11 protein-coding genes and 5 pseudogenes are annotated in these 16,059 nt (G+C 51.6%); 12 read left to right on the top strand and 4 right to left on the bottom strand.

Annotated elements, in window-relative coordinates:
• The first annotated feature begins 333 nt into the window (after positions 1–333).
• The 12 genes and pseudogenes from AB4O41_RS05190 (at position 334) to AB4O41_RS05135 (ending at position 11,908) form a co-directional block, all read left to right on the top strand.
• Positions 334–1,212 (top strand): glycosyltransferase family protein, encoded by an 879-nt coding sequence (locus AB4O41_RS05190; RefSeq protein WP_460146560.1) that lies wholly within the window; start codon positions 334–336, stop codon positions 1,210–1,212.
• Between the two features lie 291 nt (positions 1,213–1,503).
• A complete protein-coding gene (locus AB4O41_RS05185) occupies positions 1,504–2,304 on the top strand; it encodes a glycosyltransferase family 4 protein (RefSeq protein ID WP_460146559.1) in 801 nt (266 codons plus the stop codon).
• 154 nt (positions 2,305–2,458) lie between these two features.
• Complete coding sequence (locus AB4O41_RS05180) at positions 2,459–3,580, top strand: DUF1972 domain-containing protein (protein WP_460146558.1); 1,122 nt, start codon at positions 2,459–2,461, stop codon at positions 3,578–3,580.
• Positions 3,577–4,643: pseudogene (rfbB, locus tag AB4O41_RS05175) on the top strand (dTDP-glucose 4,6-dehydratase). Before AB4O41_RS05180 ends, rfbB begins: the two are co-directional and overlap by 4 nt.
• 45 nt (positions 4,644–4,688) lie before the next feature.
• Positions 4,689–5,568: pseudogene (gene rfbA, locus AB4O41_RS05170) on the top strand (glucose-1-phosphate thymidylyltransferase RfbA).
• Positions 5,565–6,116: a dTDP-4-dehydrorhamnose 3,5-epimerase gene (gene rfbC / locus AB4O41_RS05165; RefSeq protein ID WP_460146557.1), complete on the top strand. Its 552-nt coding sequence runs from the start codon at positions 5,565–5,567 to the stop codon at positions 6,114–6,116. Before rfbA ends, rfbC begins: the two are co-directional and overlap by 4 nt.
• A gap of 419 nt (positions 6,117–6,535) precedes the next feature.
• Positions 6,536–6,813 (top strand): annotated as a pseudogene (locus AB4O41_RS05160) (hypothetical protein).
• Positions 6,814–6,901: 88 nt separating this feature from the next.
• Positions 6,902–8,011, top strand: a pseudogene (locus AB4O41_RS05155) (polysaccharide biosynthesis/export family protein); the annotation flags it as partial.
• 18 nt (positions 8,012–8,029) lie between these two features.
• Positions 8,030–8,689: a YjbF family lipoprotein gene (locus AB4O41_RS05150; protein WP_460148289.1), complete on the top strand. Its 660-nt coding sequence runs from the start codon at positions 8,030–8,032 to the stop codon at positions 8,687–8,689.
• On the top strand, positions 8,686–9,453 hold the full coding sequence (locus AB4O41_RS05145) for a capsule biosynthesis GfcC family protein (RefSeq protein ID WP_460146556.1): 768 nt from the start codon (positions 8,686–8,688) through the stop codon (positions 9,451–9,453). Before AB4O41_RS05150 ends, AB4O41_RS05145 begins: the two co-directional genes overlap by 4 nt.
• 5 nt (positions 9,454–9,458) lie before the next feature.
• Complete coding sequence (locus AB4O41_RS05140) at positions 9,459–11,552, top strand: YjbH domain-containing protein (RefSeq protein WP_460148288.1); 2,094 nt, start codon at positions 9,459–9,461, stop codon at positions 11,550–11,552.
• The gene (locus tag AB4O41_RS05135; RefSeq protein WP_460146555.1) at positions 11,549–11,908 is read left to right on the top strand and encodes a VanZ family protein; all 360 of its coding nucleotides are present in this window, start codon (positions 11,549–11,551) and stop codon (positions 11,906–11,908) included. Before AB4O41_RS05140 ends, AB4O41_RS05135 begins: the two co-directional genes overlap by 4 nt.
• A gap of 241 nt (positions 11,909–12,149) precedes the next feature.
• Here the strand turns inward: AB4O41_RS05135 and AB4O41_RS05130 are convergent, their stop codons facing one another.
• The 4 genes and pseudogenes from AB4O41_RS05130 to AB4O41_RS05115 form a co-directional block, all read right to left on the bottom strand.
• Complete coding sequence (locus AB4O41_RS05130; RefSeq protein WP_460146554.1) at positions 12,150–12,473, bottom strand: glycoside hydrolase family 99-like domain-containing protein; 324 nt, start codon at positions 12,471–12,473, stop codon at positions 12,150–12,152.
• A 103-nt stretch (positions 12,474–12,576) separates the two neighbouring features.
• Complete coding sequence (locus AB4O41_RS05125) at positions 12,577–13,194, bottom strand: glycoside hydrolase family 99-like domain-containing protein (RefSeq protein WP_460146553.1); 618 nt, start codon at positions 13,192–13,194, stop codon at positions 12,577–12,579.
• A 16-nt stretch (positions 13,195–13,210) separates the two neighbouring features.
• A pseudogene (locus tag AB4O41_RS05120) lies at positions 13,211–14,382 on the bottom strand (acyltransferase family protein).
• 12 nt (positions 14,383–14,394) lie between these two features.
• Entirely contained in the window at positions 14,395–15,789 is a 1,395-nt protein-coding gene (locus AB4O41_RS05115; RefSeq protein ID WP_460146552.1) for a hypothetical protein, read from the bottom strand.
• Positions 15,790–16,059 lie beyond the last annotated feature (270 nt).

The raw sequence follows: 16,059 nt of genomic DNA, 5'->3' as shown, positions 1-16,059 counted from the left end.
GCAAATACCGGAAAGCTTCCACGTCGCATGCTACATCGTATTATTAGGCTATTTTGTAAATTGCTCTACTTCGGTGTGCGGATATTATTACCAGAATGCTTCAAACATTTATCATCTTAATGTAGCGCTGTATCTGACAGTTGCACTGTCTCCCTTCGTGACTTATTGGCTTTTGGGGGTGGGGTATATTGGGTGCTGCAGTTGCCATTGGGAGTACCATTGCATGCATTAATGCAATCTTATTCCCGCTAGCCATAATAGACCTTAATCGTCGTACATCGACAATGGCCATTAGTTCAATTTAACCGTAGCTAAACTATTAGGTTTGTCACGATGCACACACAGAACCAACGTGTACATGTTAACTTCCTTGTTGTGGTTTACTCTACCAGTCCTGGTTTAACCACTACACTCAAGTCGCTAGCCAACCTGGATTTTCAGTCAGCAGGAATTCTTCCAAAATTTTCAATTTGGGATAATTCTGAGCAGGGATTTGGGGAGGCATCAGTCCCAACATTGCCTGGTGAAATAACGTATTACCACAGTGGAAAAAACGAACGCCTTTCAATGGTATACAACACCCTGATCTCCAACAGTGCAGAGTCGGACTATTTTGTAGTTTTGGATGACGACTCCAGTGTAACTAATCATTATATATCCAGTTTGGATTTGTTTTTCAGAAGCACTGTGCCAGTGGCGGTCCCTCAAATTTTGTTCAACCACAATCTTATATCGCCTGGAACCATAAAGGGTGTTCGCGGCAGAGCATTGAACGTGCAAGATTTGGTGACAGGCCCCGTCCCATCCAAAAACATAGTAGCAATGATGAGTGGGACCGTCATATCTAAAGAAGCACTGTCGCAGGGCTTGAAATTTGATGAGCGCTTGAGTTTCTATGGGGTTGATACCCGATTTTTCATCGACTACGCAAACTACTACAGCGAAATATTCATTCTCAACACATCAATTCCCCATAGCTCAGCACTCAGAGAGGGTGGGCAAGCTTATACCAAAAAGGTTCAGCGATTCCGGAATCTCATATTGTCGAGGCCACTGGTTTTCGATTACGTAAAACATCACAAGTTTAAAATATCATTATATGTGCTGTTGTTTAGCCTAAACACATGCCTTAAAGAAAAAAACATCAGGTACTTATCCCTGATGTTACTTTCGTTGCACATACTGATCCCAAGGAAATCCTATGCGAGATGAAATACTTTGCCTTCATCAAAGCTCCGAACTGTACGGTTCAGATCGAAGTTTCCTTACGGCGATTGAATCGATTTCCGCAAAAAAGAAGATCTATTGCATCTTACCTTTTCTTGGGGAACTCTCTGCTCTAATTAAAAATATAGGTGCCGAAATAGAGTATTACCCCTACGGAATACTGAGAAAACAGAAGCTGAAAACCCCAGTCAGCTATGGCATAGAACTAATTAAGGCAACCTTGTATTACGCAAAAAATATAAGGAGTTTAGTGCGGTATACATAAATACGACCGTTATGGTATCCGCACTGCTTGCTGCTGGTTTTTATAGATTTTCGAAGAAGAGTTTCTTTTGCCACATTCGAGAAATTCCAGACAAAAAACTCATTGTGATCTTCCGTTTGCTTTTACGGTTCTCAGGTGCAAAATTAATATTCAATTCCGAGGCTACTAAGGCCGCTTTTAATCTTCCGGGAACAGTGATTTATAATGGTGTAGCCCCTCTTTACAGCGCCCCGTCGGTGCGTGCTGAAAGAGACTCCAAGAATCTACTTTTGATCGGTAGGATAAACACATGGAAAGGGCAAGACTTTTTCATTGATGTAATTGGAAAGATAGCCAATAACGCCGGAGATGACCTTCACATAAGGATAGTGGGTAGTCCTTTCGAGGGATACGAATACCTGGAAAAGGATTTAATCGAAAAAGTAAACTCATATGGGATCTCCGACAACGTTGAGTTTTTCCCTTTTTGCTCGGATCCAACCGAGCACTTTCAATGGGCAAGTTATGTTGTTGTTCCCTCCACGAAGCCGGAACCGTTCGGTCGAGTAGCGATCGAAGCGTACTCCGTCGGAAAACCTGTGATAGCTGCAGGCCATGGTGGTCTGGTGGAGATCGTTAACCATGAACAAGATGGTTTTCTCTTCACTCCTGCCAACCACAGCAGTCTTGAGGATGTCCTGCTAAAACTTCCTCCGCCTAGCAGCCCGCTGTACGAAAAGCTGAGCAAGTGTGCACTGGATACTTATTACAAGAAATTTTCATTAAAAAGCTATAAAGAGCACATAAATTCTACGCTAGAAAATTCATATTAAAAATCAGGTCAAGTCACACCATGGGAATACCATCAGACTTATCATGTTTCATGTGTTCCTTATTATTTCAATATTTAGAATAGATTAGAAGCACGTTAAAAATTTCAGATAACTCTGAGAACCCATTACATTGAAAGAACCAAAAAGCGCCTCTATGAAAAACCTCTATATCCTCGGCATCCGCGGCATCCCCGCTAAACACGGCGGTTTTGAAACCTTCGCCGAAAAACTCTCCCTCTACTTGGTCAAGCAGGGTTGGAAAGTTACTGTCTACTGCCAGGAAGACGGTACCGGCGGTATATCGACCAGTGAGTGGAAGGGTGTTCATCGGATCCATATCCCGATCGCCAATACCGGCGTGGCGGGCACGGTGTTTTTCGATTGGAAGGCCACCGTCCATGCGCTGGGCCAAAAAGGGCTGTTTCTGACCCTCGGCTACAACACGGCGGCGTTCAATATTCTGCAACGGATCAAGGGCCAGACCAATGTCATCAATATGGATGGCATTGAATGGCGGCGGGAGAAGTGGGGGCTGGTGGCGAAAACCTGGTTCTGGCTGAACGAGCGGGCGGGTTGCTGGATCGGCAATCACTTGGTGGCCGACCACCCGAAAATCAGGGATCACCTGGCTACCCGCGTCAAGGATTCGAAGGTCACCATGATCCCCTATGGCGGGGACCGGGTGCACGAGGCAGACCCGGTCGCCCTGGCCGGTTATGGCCTGGAGCCCCACGGCTTCTCGGTGGTTATCGCCCGGCCGGAGCCGGAGAACTCCTTTCTGCAGGTCGTCAAGGCCTTCAGCAGCAAGCGCCGTAACCATAAGTTGGTGGTGCTGGGCAACTTCACGCCAGAGAAGAACGAGTACCACAAGCGGGTGATGGACGCGGCCGGCGAAGAAGTGATCTTCCCCGGCGCTATCTATGAGGCGGCGGTGGTCCGGGCGCTGCGGTTTTTCAGCCGCTTTTACATCCATGGCCATCAAGTAGGGGGCACCAACCCTTCGCTGGTGGAGGCATTGGGCGCCGGCTGCTCGGTGATTGCCCATAACAACCACTTCAACCGTTGGGTCGCCGGTGATGCGGCGGTGTACTTCGACGACGAGCACGACTGTGCCAAGTTGTTCGAGAAGTACTTGCGCGACGACCACAACCATTTGATCGCGGCGATGAAGGCTGAAAGCACCCGTCGCTTCAACGAAAAGTTCGCTTGGGAAAACATCCTTTCCCAATATGAAAAATTACTGATCCAGTGGTACCCGAAGGAGTACAGCAAGTGACCCAACGTATTATCGTCACCGGCGGTGCCGGTTTTATCGGCTCTGCCGTTATTCGCCATCTGATCGACAACACCGATGTGAGTGTGCTCAATATCGACAAACTCACCTACGCCGGCAATACCGAATCCCTGGCGTCGGTGGCGGGCAGTCCCCGGTATGAATTCCAGCAGGTGGATATCTGCGACACCGAGGCGCTGCACGAACTGTTCGCGCGTTTCCAGCCCGATGCCGTGATGCACCTGGCGGCTGAGTCCCATGTGGACCGTTCCATCGACAGCCCGTCGGATTTTATCCAGACCAATATCGTTGGTACCTACAGCATGTTGGAGGCCAGCCGCCGCTATTGGTCGGGACTGGCAGCGGAACGGAAACAGGGCTTTCGCTTCCACCATATCTCCACCGATGAAGTATATGGCGACCTGGAAGGCACCGACGATCTGTTCACCGAGACCACGCCTTACGAGCCAAGCTCACCGTACTCGGCGTCCAAGGCCGGCTCCGACCACTTGGTGCGCGCCTGGCACCGCACATATGGTCTGCCGGTGTTGGTCACCAACTGCTCGAACAACTATGGGCCCTTCCACTTCCCCGAGAAGCTGATCCCCCACGTGATTCTCAATGCCATCCACGGCCAGCCGCTGCCGGTGTATGGCGATGGCTCGCAGATCCGCGACTGGCTGTTTGTCGAGGACCATGCCCGAGCGCTGTTCGAAGTGGTGTCGCGCGGCACCGTGGGCGAAACCTACAACATCGGCGGACACAACGAGAAGCGCAATCTGCAAGTAGTGGAAACCATCTGCGAGCTACTCGATGAGCTGCGCCCCGCGATCAAGAGCTGGGCTCTTACAAGGAACTGATCACCTTTGTCACCGACCGCCCGGGGCACGATCTTCGTTACGCCATCGATGCGAGCAAGATCGAGCGTGAACTCGGTTGGCGACCACAGGAAACCTTTGAAAGCGGCCTACGCAAAACGGTTCAGTGGTATCTGGATCATCAAGGGTGGTGGCAACGGATACTCAACGGACAGTACCGGTCTGAGCGTCTTGGCCATATCGGTTGAACCATTCAAACCCTGCCTCTATTCAACTCTGAAGGGAATCCTTATATGAAAGGCATCATTTTGGCCGGAGGCTCCGGCACCCGCTTGCATCCTATTACCCGTGGTGTATCCAAACAGCTGCTGCCGGTCTACGACAAGCCGATGATTTATTATCCGCTGTCGGTATTAATGCTGGCGGGTATTCGCGAGATATTGATTATTTCCACGCCGCAGGACTTACCCAACTTCCAGAACCTGTTGGGTGATGGCTCTTCTTTCGGCATTGAACTCAGTTATGCCGAACAACCTTCTCCCGATGGTCTGGCCCAGGCCTTCCTGATCGGCGAGGATTTTATCGGCGACAGTAATGTGGCGCTGATTCTGGGCGACAACATTTTCTACGGTTATGGCTTTAGCGCCTTGCTGCGTGAAGCGTCGCAACGACAGACTGGTGCCACCGTCTTCGGTTATCGAGTCAGTGATCCGGAGCGTTTTGGCGTTGTCGAGTTCGACGATAACGGCAAGGCGATCTCGATCGAGGAGAAGCCAAAACATCCGAAGTCCGACCATGCTGTCACCGGCTTGTATTTCTACGATAAAGACGTGGTGCGCATTGCAAAGCAAAGTCAAACCTTCGATCCGCGGCGAGCTCGAAATCACGGACGTGAACAACGCCTACCTGGAGCGCGGAGATCTGCACGTCAGCGTGCTGGGGCGTGGTTTTGCCTGGCTGGACACCGGGACCCATGATTCGTTGATGGAGGCCGGGCATTTCGTCCAGACCATCGAAGCGCGTCAGGGTTTGAAAGTGGCCTGTCTGGAGGAGGTGGCGTACCACCAGGGTTGGTTGTCGGCCGCGGAACTCGATAAACAAGCCACCGCGTTACACAAAACCGGTTACGGCCAATATCTGGCACGGGTGCTGAATACGGAGCCCGCGAAATGAATGTCATCAATACCCGGTTGCCCGGTGTACTGATCATCGAGCCTAAAATCTTCGGCGATGCCCGCGGGTTCTTTCTCGAGAGTTATCACCAGGAGCGTTATCGCGACGCCGGCATCGAATTGCCTTTCGTCCAGGACAATCACTCGCGCTCGCAGTATGGCGTGTTGCGTGGTTTGCACTTCCAAAAGACCCGGCCCCAAGGCAAGTTGGTGCGGGTCACTCAAGGTGCGTGTGTACGACGTGGTGGTGGACATCAATCCAGAATCCCCACTTGTGGTGAACATGTGGGCGTCAAGTTGACGGCTGACAACCATCTTCAGCTATGGGTGCCGCCGGGTTATGCCCATGGTTTCTGTGTGCTCAGTGACACCGCCGATTTTCAATACAAATGCACCGATTTTTATTACCCCGAGGACGAGGGTGGTCTGCTCTGGAATGACCCGGAACTGGACATTGCCTGGCCGTTGGAGTCGCCTCAACTCTCGGAAAAAGACTTGCGCAATCCGCGTTTGCGCGCTGATGTTGAGCGGGGAATGACTGAGCAATAAGGGGCTATAGTTGACATTAACTATTTATGACCTGATGTTATTTAGCCTTGAATGTTCGATCACAGTAGAACCTTGCGGAATAAGCCCCAGGAAAATCCTGACTAATAATAACAATAGGCGCGAAGGGAAAGTGATTGTCGTTTGGGAGTTTGTGTCGAAAATATATTATTGCGTAGTGAACGTCTCTGAAAATCGCCTTTTTCGTCAACGCGTCATGCTCCGGAAAGCGCTTTTGCGGATGAGGCGACCGAGGTTCGGCGTATGGCATGCACTCCCTATAAATGACATCCTCCAATGGAGGCAATGTGTATGAATTGGCTCGCTCAACTTCGCGGGTATCAGTTCATTGACCTGCTGTTCCATTCCCGGTCCCTTAGTATCAAATCTAATGCAGAGTTGATGTCGAGAAGGAGTCTGATATGAAGAAAGTACTTACGGCCGGCTTGCTGGCTGTCATGAGCACCGCAGCGTTGGCGGCGGATGCACCATCGAGTCAACCGGCGAGCGAAGCAGTGAGCGAGCCACTGTCGTTGAGCACCCCGCTGGTCGGGGCGTGACGGTCGCCGAAACCATGGTGGTCGGCGCGGCCATTCTCGGTGCGGCGGCGGCGGCTTCAAACTCCGGTGGCAGTTCCAATGGCGGTACCTCCGGAACGGGTGGCACAACTGGCACAACCGGTACAACCGGCACCAACTAAGACCCCGCGAAGTATGTTGTTCAAGATCACTCAGGAACTTTCTGGGTGATCTTGTTTCAGATTTGCCCTCGACTAGCGTAGTGCCATTATGATCCGTAGATTATCTGTTGTTATGCTGGCAAGTATCGGCTTGCACGGCTGTATGTTTTCGCCTGGTCAACACATGGACACCAGTCAAATGGTCAGTGACGGCTCTGGGGAAAGTAGCCGGGTGGAGCTTATTCCCATCACGCCTAAATTGATTGCCATGGATGCTGCCACGCAAGTTCGCGAATCGGTTCCCTCGGCGTTGTTGTCCTATGCTCCGGGCGGTTATCGCGTGGGCGCCAATGACCTGTTGTTTATCACGGTTTGGGATCACCCCGAGTTGACGGCGCCTTCGGGGCCGCAACAGCAGATTGATGCCAATGGTCGTCTGGTTCGTCCTGATGGCACACTGTTTTATCCCTACATCGGGAACATTCCGGCCGCCGGGAAAACCATCGAAGAGTTGCGGGCCTTTATCGCCGAGCGGTTATCGCAATTTGTCGAAAGCCCACAGGTCGACGTCAGCGTATTGCGCTTCGCCAGCCAGACCGTGGTGATTTCCGGTGCGGTGCTCAAAGCTGGCCAGCAACCGATCACGACCACCCCGCTGAGCGTAGTGGAGGCCGTTGGCGCGGCCGGGGTGGATCCTTTGAACGCAGACCTGTCCGGCCTGACGCTGTCCCGCGACGGGCGCGAATACAAGCTTGATCTGGACACTCTCAATCGCCAGGACTCACAGCTGCAGGGCGTCTACCTCAAGGGTGGCGACCGGTTGTACTTGCCTTATAACGACCAGAAGCGAATCTATGTCATGGGTGAGGTCAACCAGCCCCGCGCGCTGAGCTTCAAGAGCAAATCGATCAACCTGACCGATGCTCTGGGCACTGTAGGAGGCTTGAATCAGACCACCTCCAATGGCAATGCGGTGTACGTAATTCGCGGCGCGGACAACCTGGAAACCGAACCGGCCAAGGTGTTCCAGCTCGATGCCGAATCACCTTCGGCGCTGGTGCTGGCCACTCGTTTCGACTTGCAGCCGCAAGACATCGTCTATGTCGGTCCGGCCGGCGTGACTCGCTGGAACCGCCTGATTACCCAGCTTCTGCCTACCGCCAGTGTCCTCGGCACCGGTGCCAGCTCAGTTAACGATCTCAGCGAAGCCAACAGCAGATATAGGCTCAATCCCGCCGTGAAAAATTTGCCTACCTTCGCCAGTCTGACGATGGCGCTTTTGTTGTGTGGGTGTAACCCATTGATGAAGGCTTCCTGGGACACGCTTGAAGCGTCCGTCGCGGGGCCTGCCTCCATCAATTTGACCCGCGCTCAGGTCGACGCCGTGCCGTATCCGCAGATTCTGGTCACCACACCCTCCAGCGAGGGGGTGATGGCGATGGCTCGCCGACGGGGCGACCTGCAGTTCTGGGTCGCTTCCGGCAAGCAAGTGTTGATGATGCGCGATGGCCTGGTGGTGCGCACCGTCGGGCTGGGCGTTTCACTGGATGGCACTCGCTTCAATGATGAGTCGCCCTTCAAGCGCGGCCTTCAGCAGTTGCCCGACGGTTACACCAGCACGCGCTGGATCGACATCTACGACGGCAACCGAATCGGTATCGCGGTCAACAGCCGTTTCAGCCCCCACGGCATCGAGACCATCAGCATTTTGGACAAGGATTACGCCTTGCTGCGTATCGACGAGCAGGTGGATGCACCCACCTTGAATTTCCGTGCCACCAACCGTTACTGGGTCGACCCTCAGGACGGTTTCATCCTGCGCAGCGAGCAGCATCTGACGCCGCAGCTGTTCTTGAAAATCGTGCAGGTGCGCCCTGACCGGGGGGCGGCCCGGTGAAGTGTTCGAACCTTATGTTGCTTGGCTTGCTCTTGATCGGCTCGGGCGTGAGCCAGGCGGCCATCACGGTCAGCGGTGATGTGCGCAGCCCTGGTCATTTCGACATCAAGCCCGGTGCACGCTTGCTGGACGTCATTCGCGACGCCCAACCCAACGCCGAAAGTTACTGGCTGGGTGCGGCGTGGCTACATCGCTCATTGGAGAATCAGCAAGCGCGGTTGAAGGCGGGCGTCCTGTTTGATCTGAAGCTGCTGCAACGGGGTGCCTTGCTGGATGGCAAGGGCACGCGAGCGGATTTGAGCTCGCGCTTGTATGAGCAAATCGAGGGGCTGCCGGTCACCGGACGTCAAGTCGCGGTGCTCGACCCGATTGCCGTGGAAGTGGGGTTCGCCAGCAACGCTCTGTTGGAGGATGGCGACCGTCTGATGTATCCCGCGCGTCCGTCCACCGTGGAAATCCTCGGGGCGGTTGCTCAGCCTTGTCATGTGCCTTATAGCGCCATGCAGGAAGTCCGCGCCTATGCCCGGCAATGCACCATTCTCGACGACGCCGAGCGCGATTATCTATGGCTGATCCAGCCCGACGGCCAGGTGCGGCGCGTGGGCGTGGCGGCATGGAATCGTCAGGACGGCGTCGTGGTGGCTCCCGGCAGCAGGATCCTGGTGCCGATCAGGAACGACGATCTTGAGGTGCCGACCCCCGAGCTCAATCAACAACTGGCCGAGTTTCTCGCCACTCAACCGCTGGCTGAGGTGGCCCCTTGAAGTGCCTGTTAAAGTTACGTTTTGCTGCTGTTTTGCTCTTGCCCTGCGGATGGGCTCACGGCGAACCACGTTACACCCAAAGTGATTTCGGTGGCGTCGGTCTGTTGCAGACCCCCACCGCACGCATGGCGCCCGCGGGCGAGTTGAGCGCCACGGCCAGTCGTACCGATCCTTACTCGCGCTACAGTTTTTCCTTGCAGCCGTTCGATTGGCTGGAAGGCTCGTTTCGTTACACCGCGATCACCAACCGTAACTACGGTCCGGAGGATTTTAGCGGCGACCAGAGCTTCAAAGACAAGGCCATCGACATCAAGGCGCGGCTTTGGGAAGAAACGCGCTGGGCGCCGCAAGTCGCCATCGGCGCTCGGGACATTGGCGGTACCGGGCTGTTTTCCAGCGAGTATTTCGTCGCCAACAAGCGTTATGGCGAGCTGGATTTCAGTCTCGGCATTGCCTGGGGCTATCTGGGTAATCGAGGGGACTTCAGCAACCCGCTGGCAGTCTTCGGCAGCAGTTTCAACGACCGGCCAGAAAGCTCTGCGGCGGTCGCCAGGGCAGGGGACGTGAACACCAACGCTTACTTCAGGGGCCATCCTTCGTTGTTTGGCGGGGTTGCCTATCAAACGCCGTGGGCACCGCTGAGCCTGAAGCTCGAGTACGAGGGCAACGATTACAAGAATGAGCCACTGGACAATGCGATCAAGCAAGACCTGCCGATCAACATCGGCGTGGTCTACAAGCTCGCGGACAGCATCGATTTGAGCGCTGGCTGGGAGCGTGGCAATACGGCGATGTTCGGCATCACGTTGCACACCAACTTTGTCAGCCGCAAGGCGCCGGTCAAAACCTACGACCCTCCCGCCGAGCCGTTGCCGGCACAGGCACCGTCGACCCCGGCTGACCAGGTTAACTGGGCCGATGTCTCCAACCGGTTGCAGCAAAATGCTGGCTACAAGGTGAAACGCATCACCCAACGTGGTTCTGAGCTGATGGTGTATGGCGAGCAGTCTCGCTATTTTTATTCGTCCAAAGCCGTCGGGCGGGCTAGCCGGATTCTCGATAACAGCGTCAATCAGGACATCGACTGGTTCACGTTGGTGAACCAGCGTTATGACATGTCCATCGAGGAAACCAGCGTGCCGCGCGAAACGTTCCGCGCAGTCGTGAACAACGACCAGCCACTGAAGGATCTGCACCGTACGACCGAGGTCAATCCGGCAACAGCGCACCGGGAAACCACGCTCTACACCCAGGCGTTGGAACCGTTTAGTTACGGCCTCGGTCTGGGCTACAAACAGAACATCGGCGGCCCCGATGGACTGCTCTATCAGTTCACAGCCGATGCCGACGCCGAGTACCGTTTCACCCGCAATACCTGGTGGAGCGGCTTGCTCAGTGTCAATCTGCTGAACAACTACGACAAGTTCACCTACGACGCGCCGAGCGGGCTGCCGCGAGTGCGCACTGATGTGCGCCAATACGTGACCACCTCCGATGTGACGATGCCAACGTTCCAGTTCAACCATGCGGCGCAGCTGGACCGGGATTTATACGGCATGGTCTACGGCGGCTATCTGGAATCCATGTTCGCCGGCGTCGGCAGCGAAGTGCTGTATCGACCCACGGGGAAACGCTGGTCGGTGGGCGCGGACCTGAACTTCGTGCGTCAGCGGGACTTTGATCAGGGCTTCGGCCTGCGTGACTACAAGACCGTGACGGGCCATGTCACGAGCTATACTGAGCTGCCCAATGACATGCTTGCAGCGGTCAGCGTCGGGCGTTATCTGGCGCGGGACTGGGGCACCACCGTCGACCTGTCGCGGATGTTCAAGAACGGGGTGAAGTTTGGTGCCTGGGTCACTCTGACCAGCGCGTCGAAGGAGGAGTATGGCGAGGGCAGCTTCGACAAAGGGATCTATGTTTCCATCCCGTTCGACGAGTTGATGAGTACCTCCACCATGCGTCGGGCCAACATCGTATGGGCGCCACTGACTCGCGATGGTGGTGCACGCCTGAGCCGTGCCTACTCGCTACAGACCATGACGGATGGACGTGACAGCGACCTGTTCTACAACAATTTCGAGAAAATTACCGAATGATCACTAGGCTCAAGGGTTTGATCGAGTTGCCGTTCTGGCTCCGGGGCCTGGTCTTTGCCGCGGTGACCGTGATTCTGCTTTTCGCAGGTTTGCGCTCTCAGCCGATCCCGGAGCTGTTCGTCGAAGAGGACAAGCTCCATCACTGGATCGGCTTTCTGGTATTTGCGTGCAGCTGCCGCCTGGCCTTTCCCACTGTGAAATTTCGCTGGATCGCCGTGGGGTGTTTGCTCACCGGCGTCCTCATCGAGGCCGCGCAAGGTTTGATGCCACTGCGCACGGCTTCGCCCTACGACATGCTGGCAAATAGTATCGGCGTGTTGATGGGGTTATTGGTTTCAAGGTATTGGGTGCGCTGAAAAGGCACGACATACCAAGCAGTCTGCTGGTATGTTGCACCGTAGATCCTCTCTGTATCCCCCTCCTGCAGTACGTTCTTGCCGATGGCACGAACACCGTCGACCCGCCGTTCAATTTCATACCAGGAGTTTATCTTGCCGTTAGCGGACTCAGAGCTGGCGGCAGCGTATGACCGAACCAGAATGGTTGGCTTGTGAAAGACTGTATAAATAACTGCGAAAAAACAGCTTGCTTTGAAGACTATTGGGTTTTTAGGACTTTATGTATTTGCTCAAGATAGTCAAATCCAAATTTCTTAGTGGGTTCAATATAAGAGCCTTCCCCGAACTCATTCCAGCAACAAACAATGATTGTGTTTAGCGTTTTTTTGGGGTTGCCAAGAAGTTCTGACTTTGCCCTGGATAAATGCTCTGAAAACTCCTCGGGGGTGCTGTAGGAGTTGTCGTGCGCTGGATCGCTGCTTCCACCCCAAGGACTTCTATCCCACCCCGAAGTCACGGGGATGACGTAAGGCAAGGGGCTTGTTTTCAACGTAAAGTTCCAAGATTGAGAGTAGCCACCCATCAACTCCGAATAGCTTTTGGATAGAGTGCGAATCTCTGAAGTTTTTGACGGTCCGTACTGATAGTTATAGGCGCTTACTGCATCATACGTTTGATTTGGTAGTTCAAGTGTTAGTGAGTCTTTTTTGAGCCTGACGCCCCAATGAAAAAATCCCGTTAAGTCCAGATTTTCTTGCTAGCTTACGCGCTCTCGTTAGTAGTTTTTTGGAGGATGAACCAAATTTCTCTGAATCTTTGCTTAGCATGTCTGAAGAAAATATATAAACTACAGGCTTGTCGTCGATTTTTTTGTATTTTGGGTTTTTGAAGTAGTTGGATATCCAGTAATTAACTATTTCATCAAACTGTGACAGGCTTTCCGGAGTGTTCGTATGGTTTGCCCATAATAGAGCAAATTCTACGTTGTAGTCCTTAGCATTTCTTATGTATGAGTCTATAGCGTAAGTGCGGTTTTTTACGCCTGTTCCTTGATCCCAATACCAATCGTAGGCAATGAAGTTTATCCCGTATTTTTCCATCCATTGTAGGTGCCTTCTCGTCACCTCATCCGACCCTTCCGTATACCATCCTAGAAGCGGTTCTCGTTCGGGGTGCGCTTTGATTTTCGCCCAGCCATCTACATCTGGCCTTTTCCAGCCGGGGTAATAGTAGACTCCGACATCAATAGCATAGCTGGTGGAAGATATCAGGGATAGAAATGAAGCAACTAGTAGCTTTTTCAAAATGGCACCGTAAGTCCTAGGTGTTAGTGGGTTCAGCAGTGCTCAGTGGCTGGGAGATGGCTTTTGTCTTGTTTTTATTTGGTATTATAAATGGCTTTTCGATGAATAAGTAAGTGACGATAGATGTGCCTGATACTACGACGAGTACGATAGGGAAAAGTGCGACAAATGTCAGAATTCCGTTTTTGGAAAAATCAAAAACGTTGAATGTCGAAAATGCCCAGTAAAGTATTAATCCGTGAGTAAGGTAAATGCTATAGCTTACTTCTCCGAGAGATTTAAGTCCGTGATTTTTCAGTAAGCCAAATAGGTCATTTCCCAGGCTGATGATAGCGAATGGAGCTGCGAGCAACAGCATTTGGAGTGTTGAATATTCTTCATGTTGAAAGAGTGCGGCTGCAATTAATGTTGTGGCAATAAATGCTGCGCATTTTCCTTGTAGCAAAGGGACTGCGTGAGGCAGATGATTTTTGATTAGGATCGGAATGAATCCGAAAAAAATAGCTGGAAAAGACCAGGTTTAATGAGGTTGTTATGAAGCCCTAGCGCCACTAATGCTAGGGTGGATAATGACAGTATTAAGTAGGCTATTGGGCTCTTTTTTCGGAATAAGATAGCTATCAGTGGAAGTGTTAGATAGAAAATCCACTCGTAACCTAAGGTCCAGTGAGCGCCAGCAGTCATTCGGATGCTATCCTGGAATCCATTAAATGATGCCCCAAAGAAGATTAGCCATTTCAGTGTTTCTTTTGCTAATACGCTGAGGTGAACCATTTTGAATTCTGTTTTGATAAGGCTGGTAAGAATAAGTGCCGCGAGCACAAATAAATAAAGCGGCATGATGCGGCGCACGCGTGAACTGAGTAATTTGGTCCAGTTTGGCGATGACTCGTAAGTTTTTCCTAGAAAAAGAAAGCCGGTGATCATGAAGAATAATGAAACCGGGACAGCGCCAAGGTTGTTTAATAGGTTGCTATCAGGGCGCGTCCAAATTCCAGTTGTTTTCCAATAGTAGGTGGTGATGAAGTGGTGGCACACTACTGATGTTGCAAGGATTCCTCGAAGCGCATCTAATGGCGAGGAGCGCTCTAGAATTTGTTGAGTAAGTAATGTGGAATAGCTGAATAGCTTGTTTAATAATGCTATTGATAGTGTGTATAGCAGTAGTAGCGCTGCGATAACGGTCATTTTGAAAGCCTATTAGGAAGCTGTTACGTGGTTTTTTGGCGACATTATTCCAGGATGGTCACCCTGGAGCAGGGTAGGTCTCGGCGTGATAGAGTGATCTTTATTGGGTTCAAACTTAAATATATAATAGAGGGCGCAAATCATGAATAGGGTATTCTGTAATGTGTCAATGAGGCCGGTGGATATTGTAAATGTAATATAGCCAATCACCATTCCCAGGTACATGCGCCGAGCAGACTCTTGTTGGATGTTTCGAGCGACCTTGATATAAAGTAAAAAGAAGAATGCAGCGTAACTAATTAGGCCAAGAGTGCCTTGGTCAATCATCAAGCGGAATACGATGCTTTCAGTATTGAAAAGATCTGGATCGAGGCCTGAGGATACAATGTTGCGAGTTGCATCAAGGCCGCCTCCGACAAGTGGAGAATTAAAAAAGTGACGGGCGGAAGCTGCAAACTGTGCGCCGCGCATGGTTAAGTCGGAGCCATTCATGTCTTCGCCGAGATTGGAATCAAATATGTTTGCAACGGATAGTACTTTATCTCTAAATAGCTCAGAGGTGGAAAAAAGAGTAACGAAAATCAAGGAAAAGGTTAGCGTATATTTTAAGGATTTTGCTGCGCTTTGGCTAAGCGCAAGTATTATAAGCGGAACCGCGAATAAAATAAGTGGGGTTCTAGAGTTTGTGAATAGCGCTCCTCCAATAATTATAGTCGTGGCCAAGCCGATTTTTAGATAATCTTTGAGGTTGAGCTTCGCTTTTTTGAGCTTCACTGTGTAGTAAGTGAGCAGCATCATTACAATAAGTGCGCCATAGGTGATGGGGTGCGAAATTGTGCCTTGTGCCCGGATACCGCGTAAGGTTTCTGCATAGGTTTGAGCAATGATGCGGCCTGTATGAGTGGTAGAGTTAATGAACTCAATATAAGGGTTGTAGTTTATTAAGTAGCAGAGGGTTCCGTATACTGCTAGGGCGCAGTAGCAAAACATATATTTGCTCATGAGTGCATTGAGTTTTTGAGGGGTTTGCCTACCAAGGTATTCGCAGTAAATAGTCACGGGCATAATTACTTCAATGACCATGCTTGTTAGCGTCAGCAAGCCAGAATTACTAGAGCTTATGTTTAATATGGCTGAAGTTGCCGAGGAGATGAGGATTAGATAGAACGCACGACTGAAAGGCTTCTGAGGGGTATGTTGTCTTTTTTTGGATAAATTCTTTGTCAGGTACATAACTATCATTACAAGGCAAAGATACTTGTAAAGACTGAAGGCTGGCAGTGAAGGTGTATCAAGCAGAAGCAAGGCTTTGGGCGTCAGTACCGTCCAGACTGGGATGAGCAGTACGCTCCTGCGAAATGACAAAGTCATTGCCAGTGTGCCGAGGGCGGCCAGAATAAAAATCATATGTTGGGGCCTTAGGTCGAGTGCTTATGGTGCATTGATCTCCCGAGTGGGAGCAGTGCTTAGGCTCTAGGGGGGTGTAAAAAATATTTGATTTTTTAACATGTTTTTGCCCTTTTTTATATTGTTTTATTTGGACGAAAAATAACGAAACCATTTAGGCGTTCTTTGTGTTAGAAATTGTCGGATATCAGGTGGCGACAAGAAGAGAACCTGAGTTCATGCTGTTTTTCTTTGGTCAGCGCTTTTCTTGGCTCTGCAGCATTTTGGCCA

It is taken from the genome of Pseudomonas sp. S2_A02, from assembly GCF_054668495.1.
Note: the sequence above shows the minus strand (reverse complement) of the source record. Positions and strands in the feature narration are given on the sequence as shown.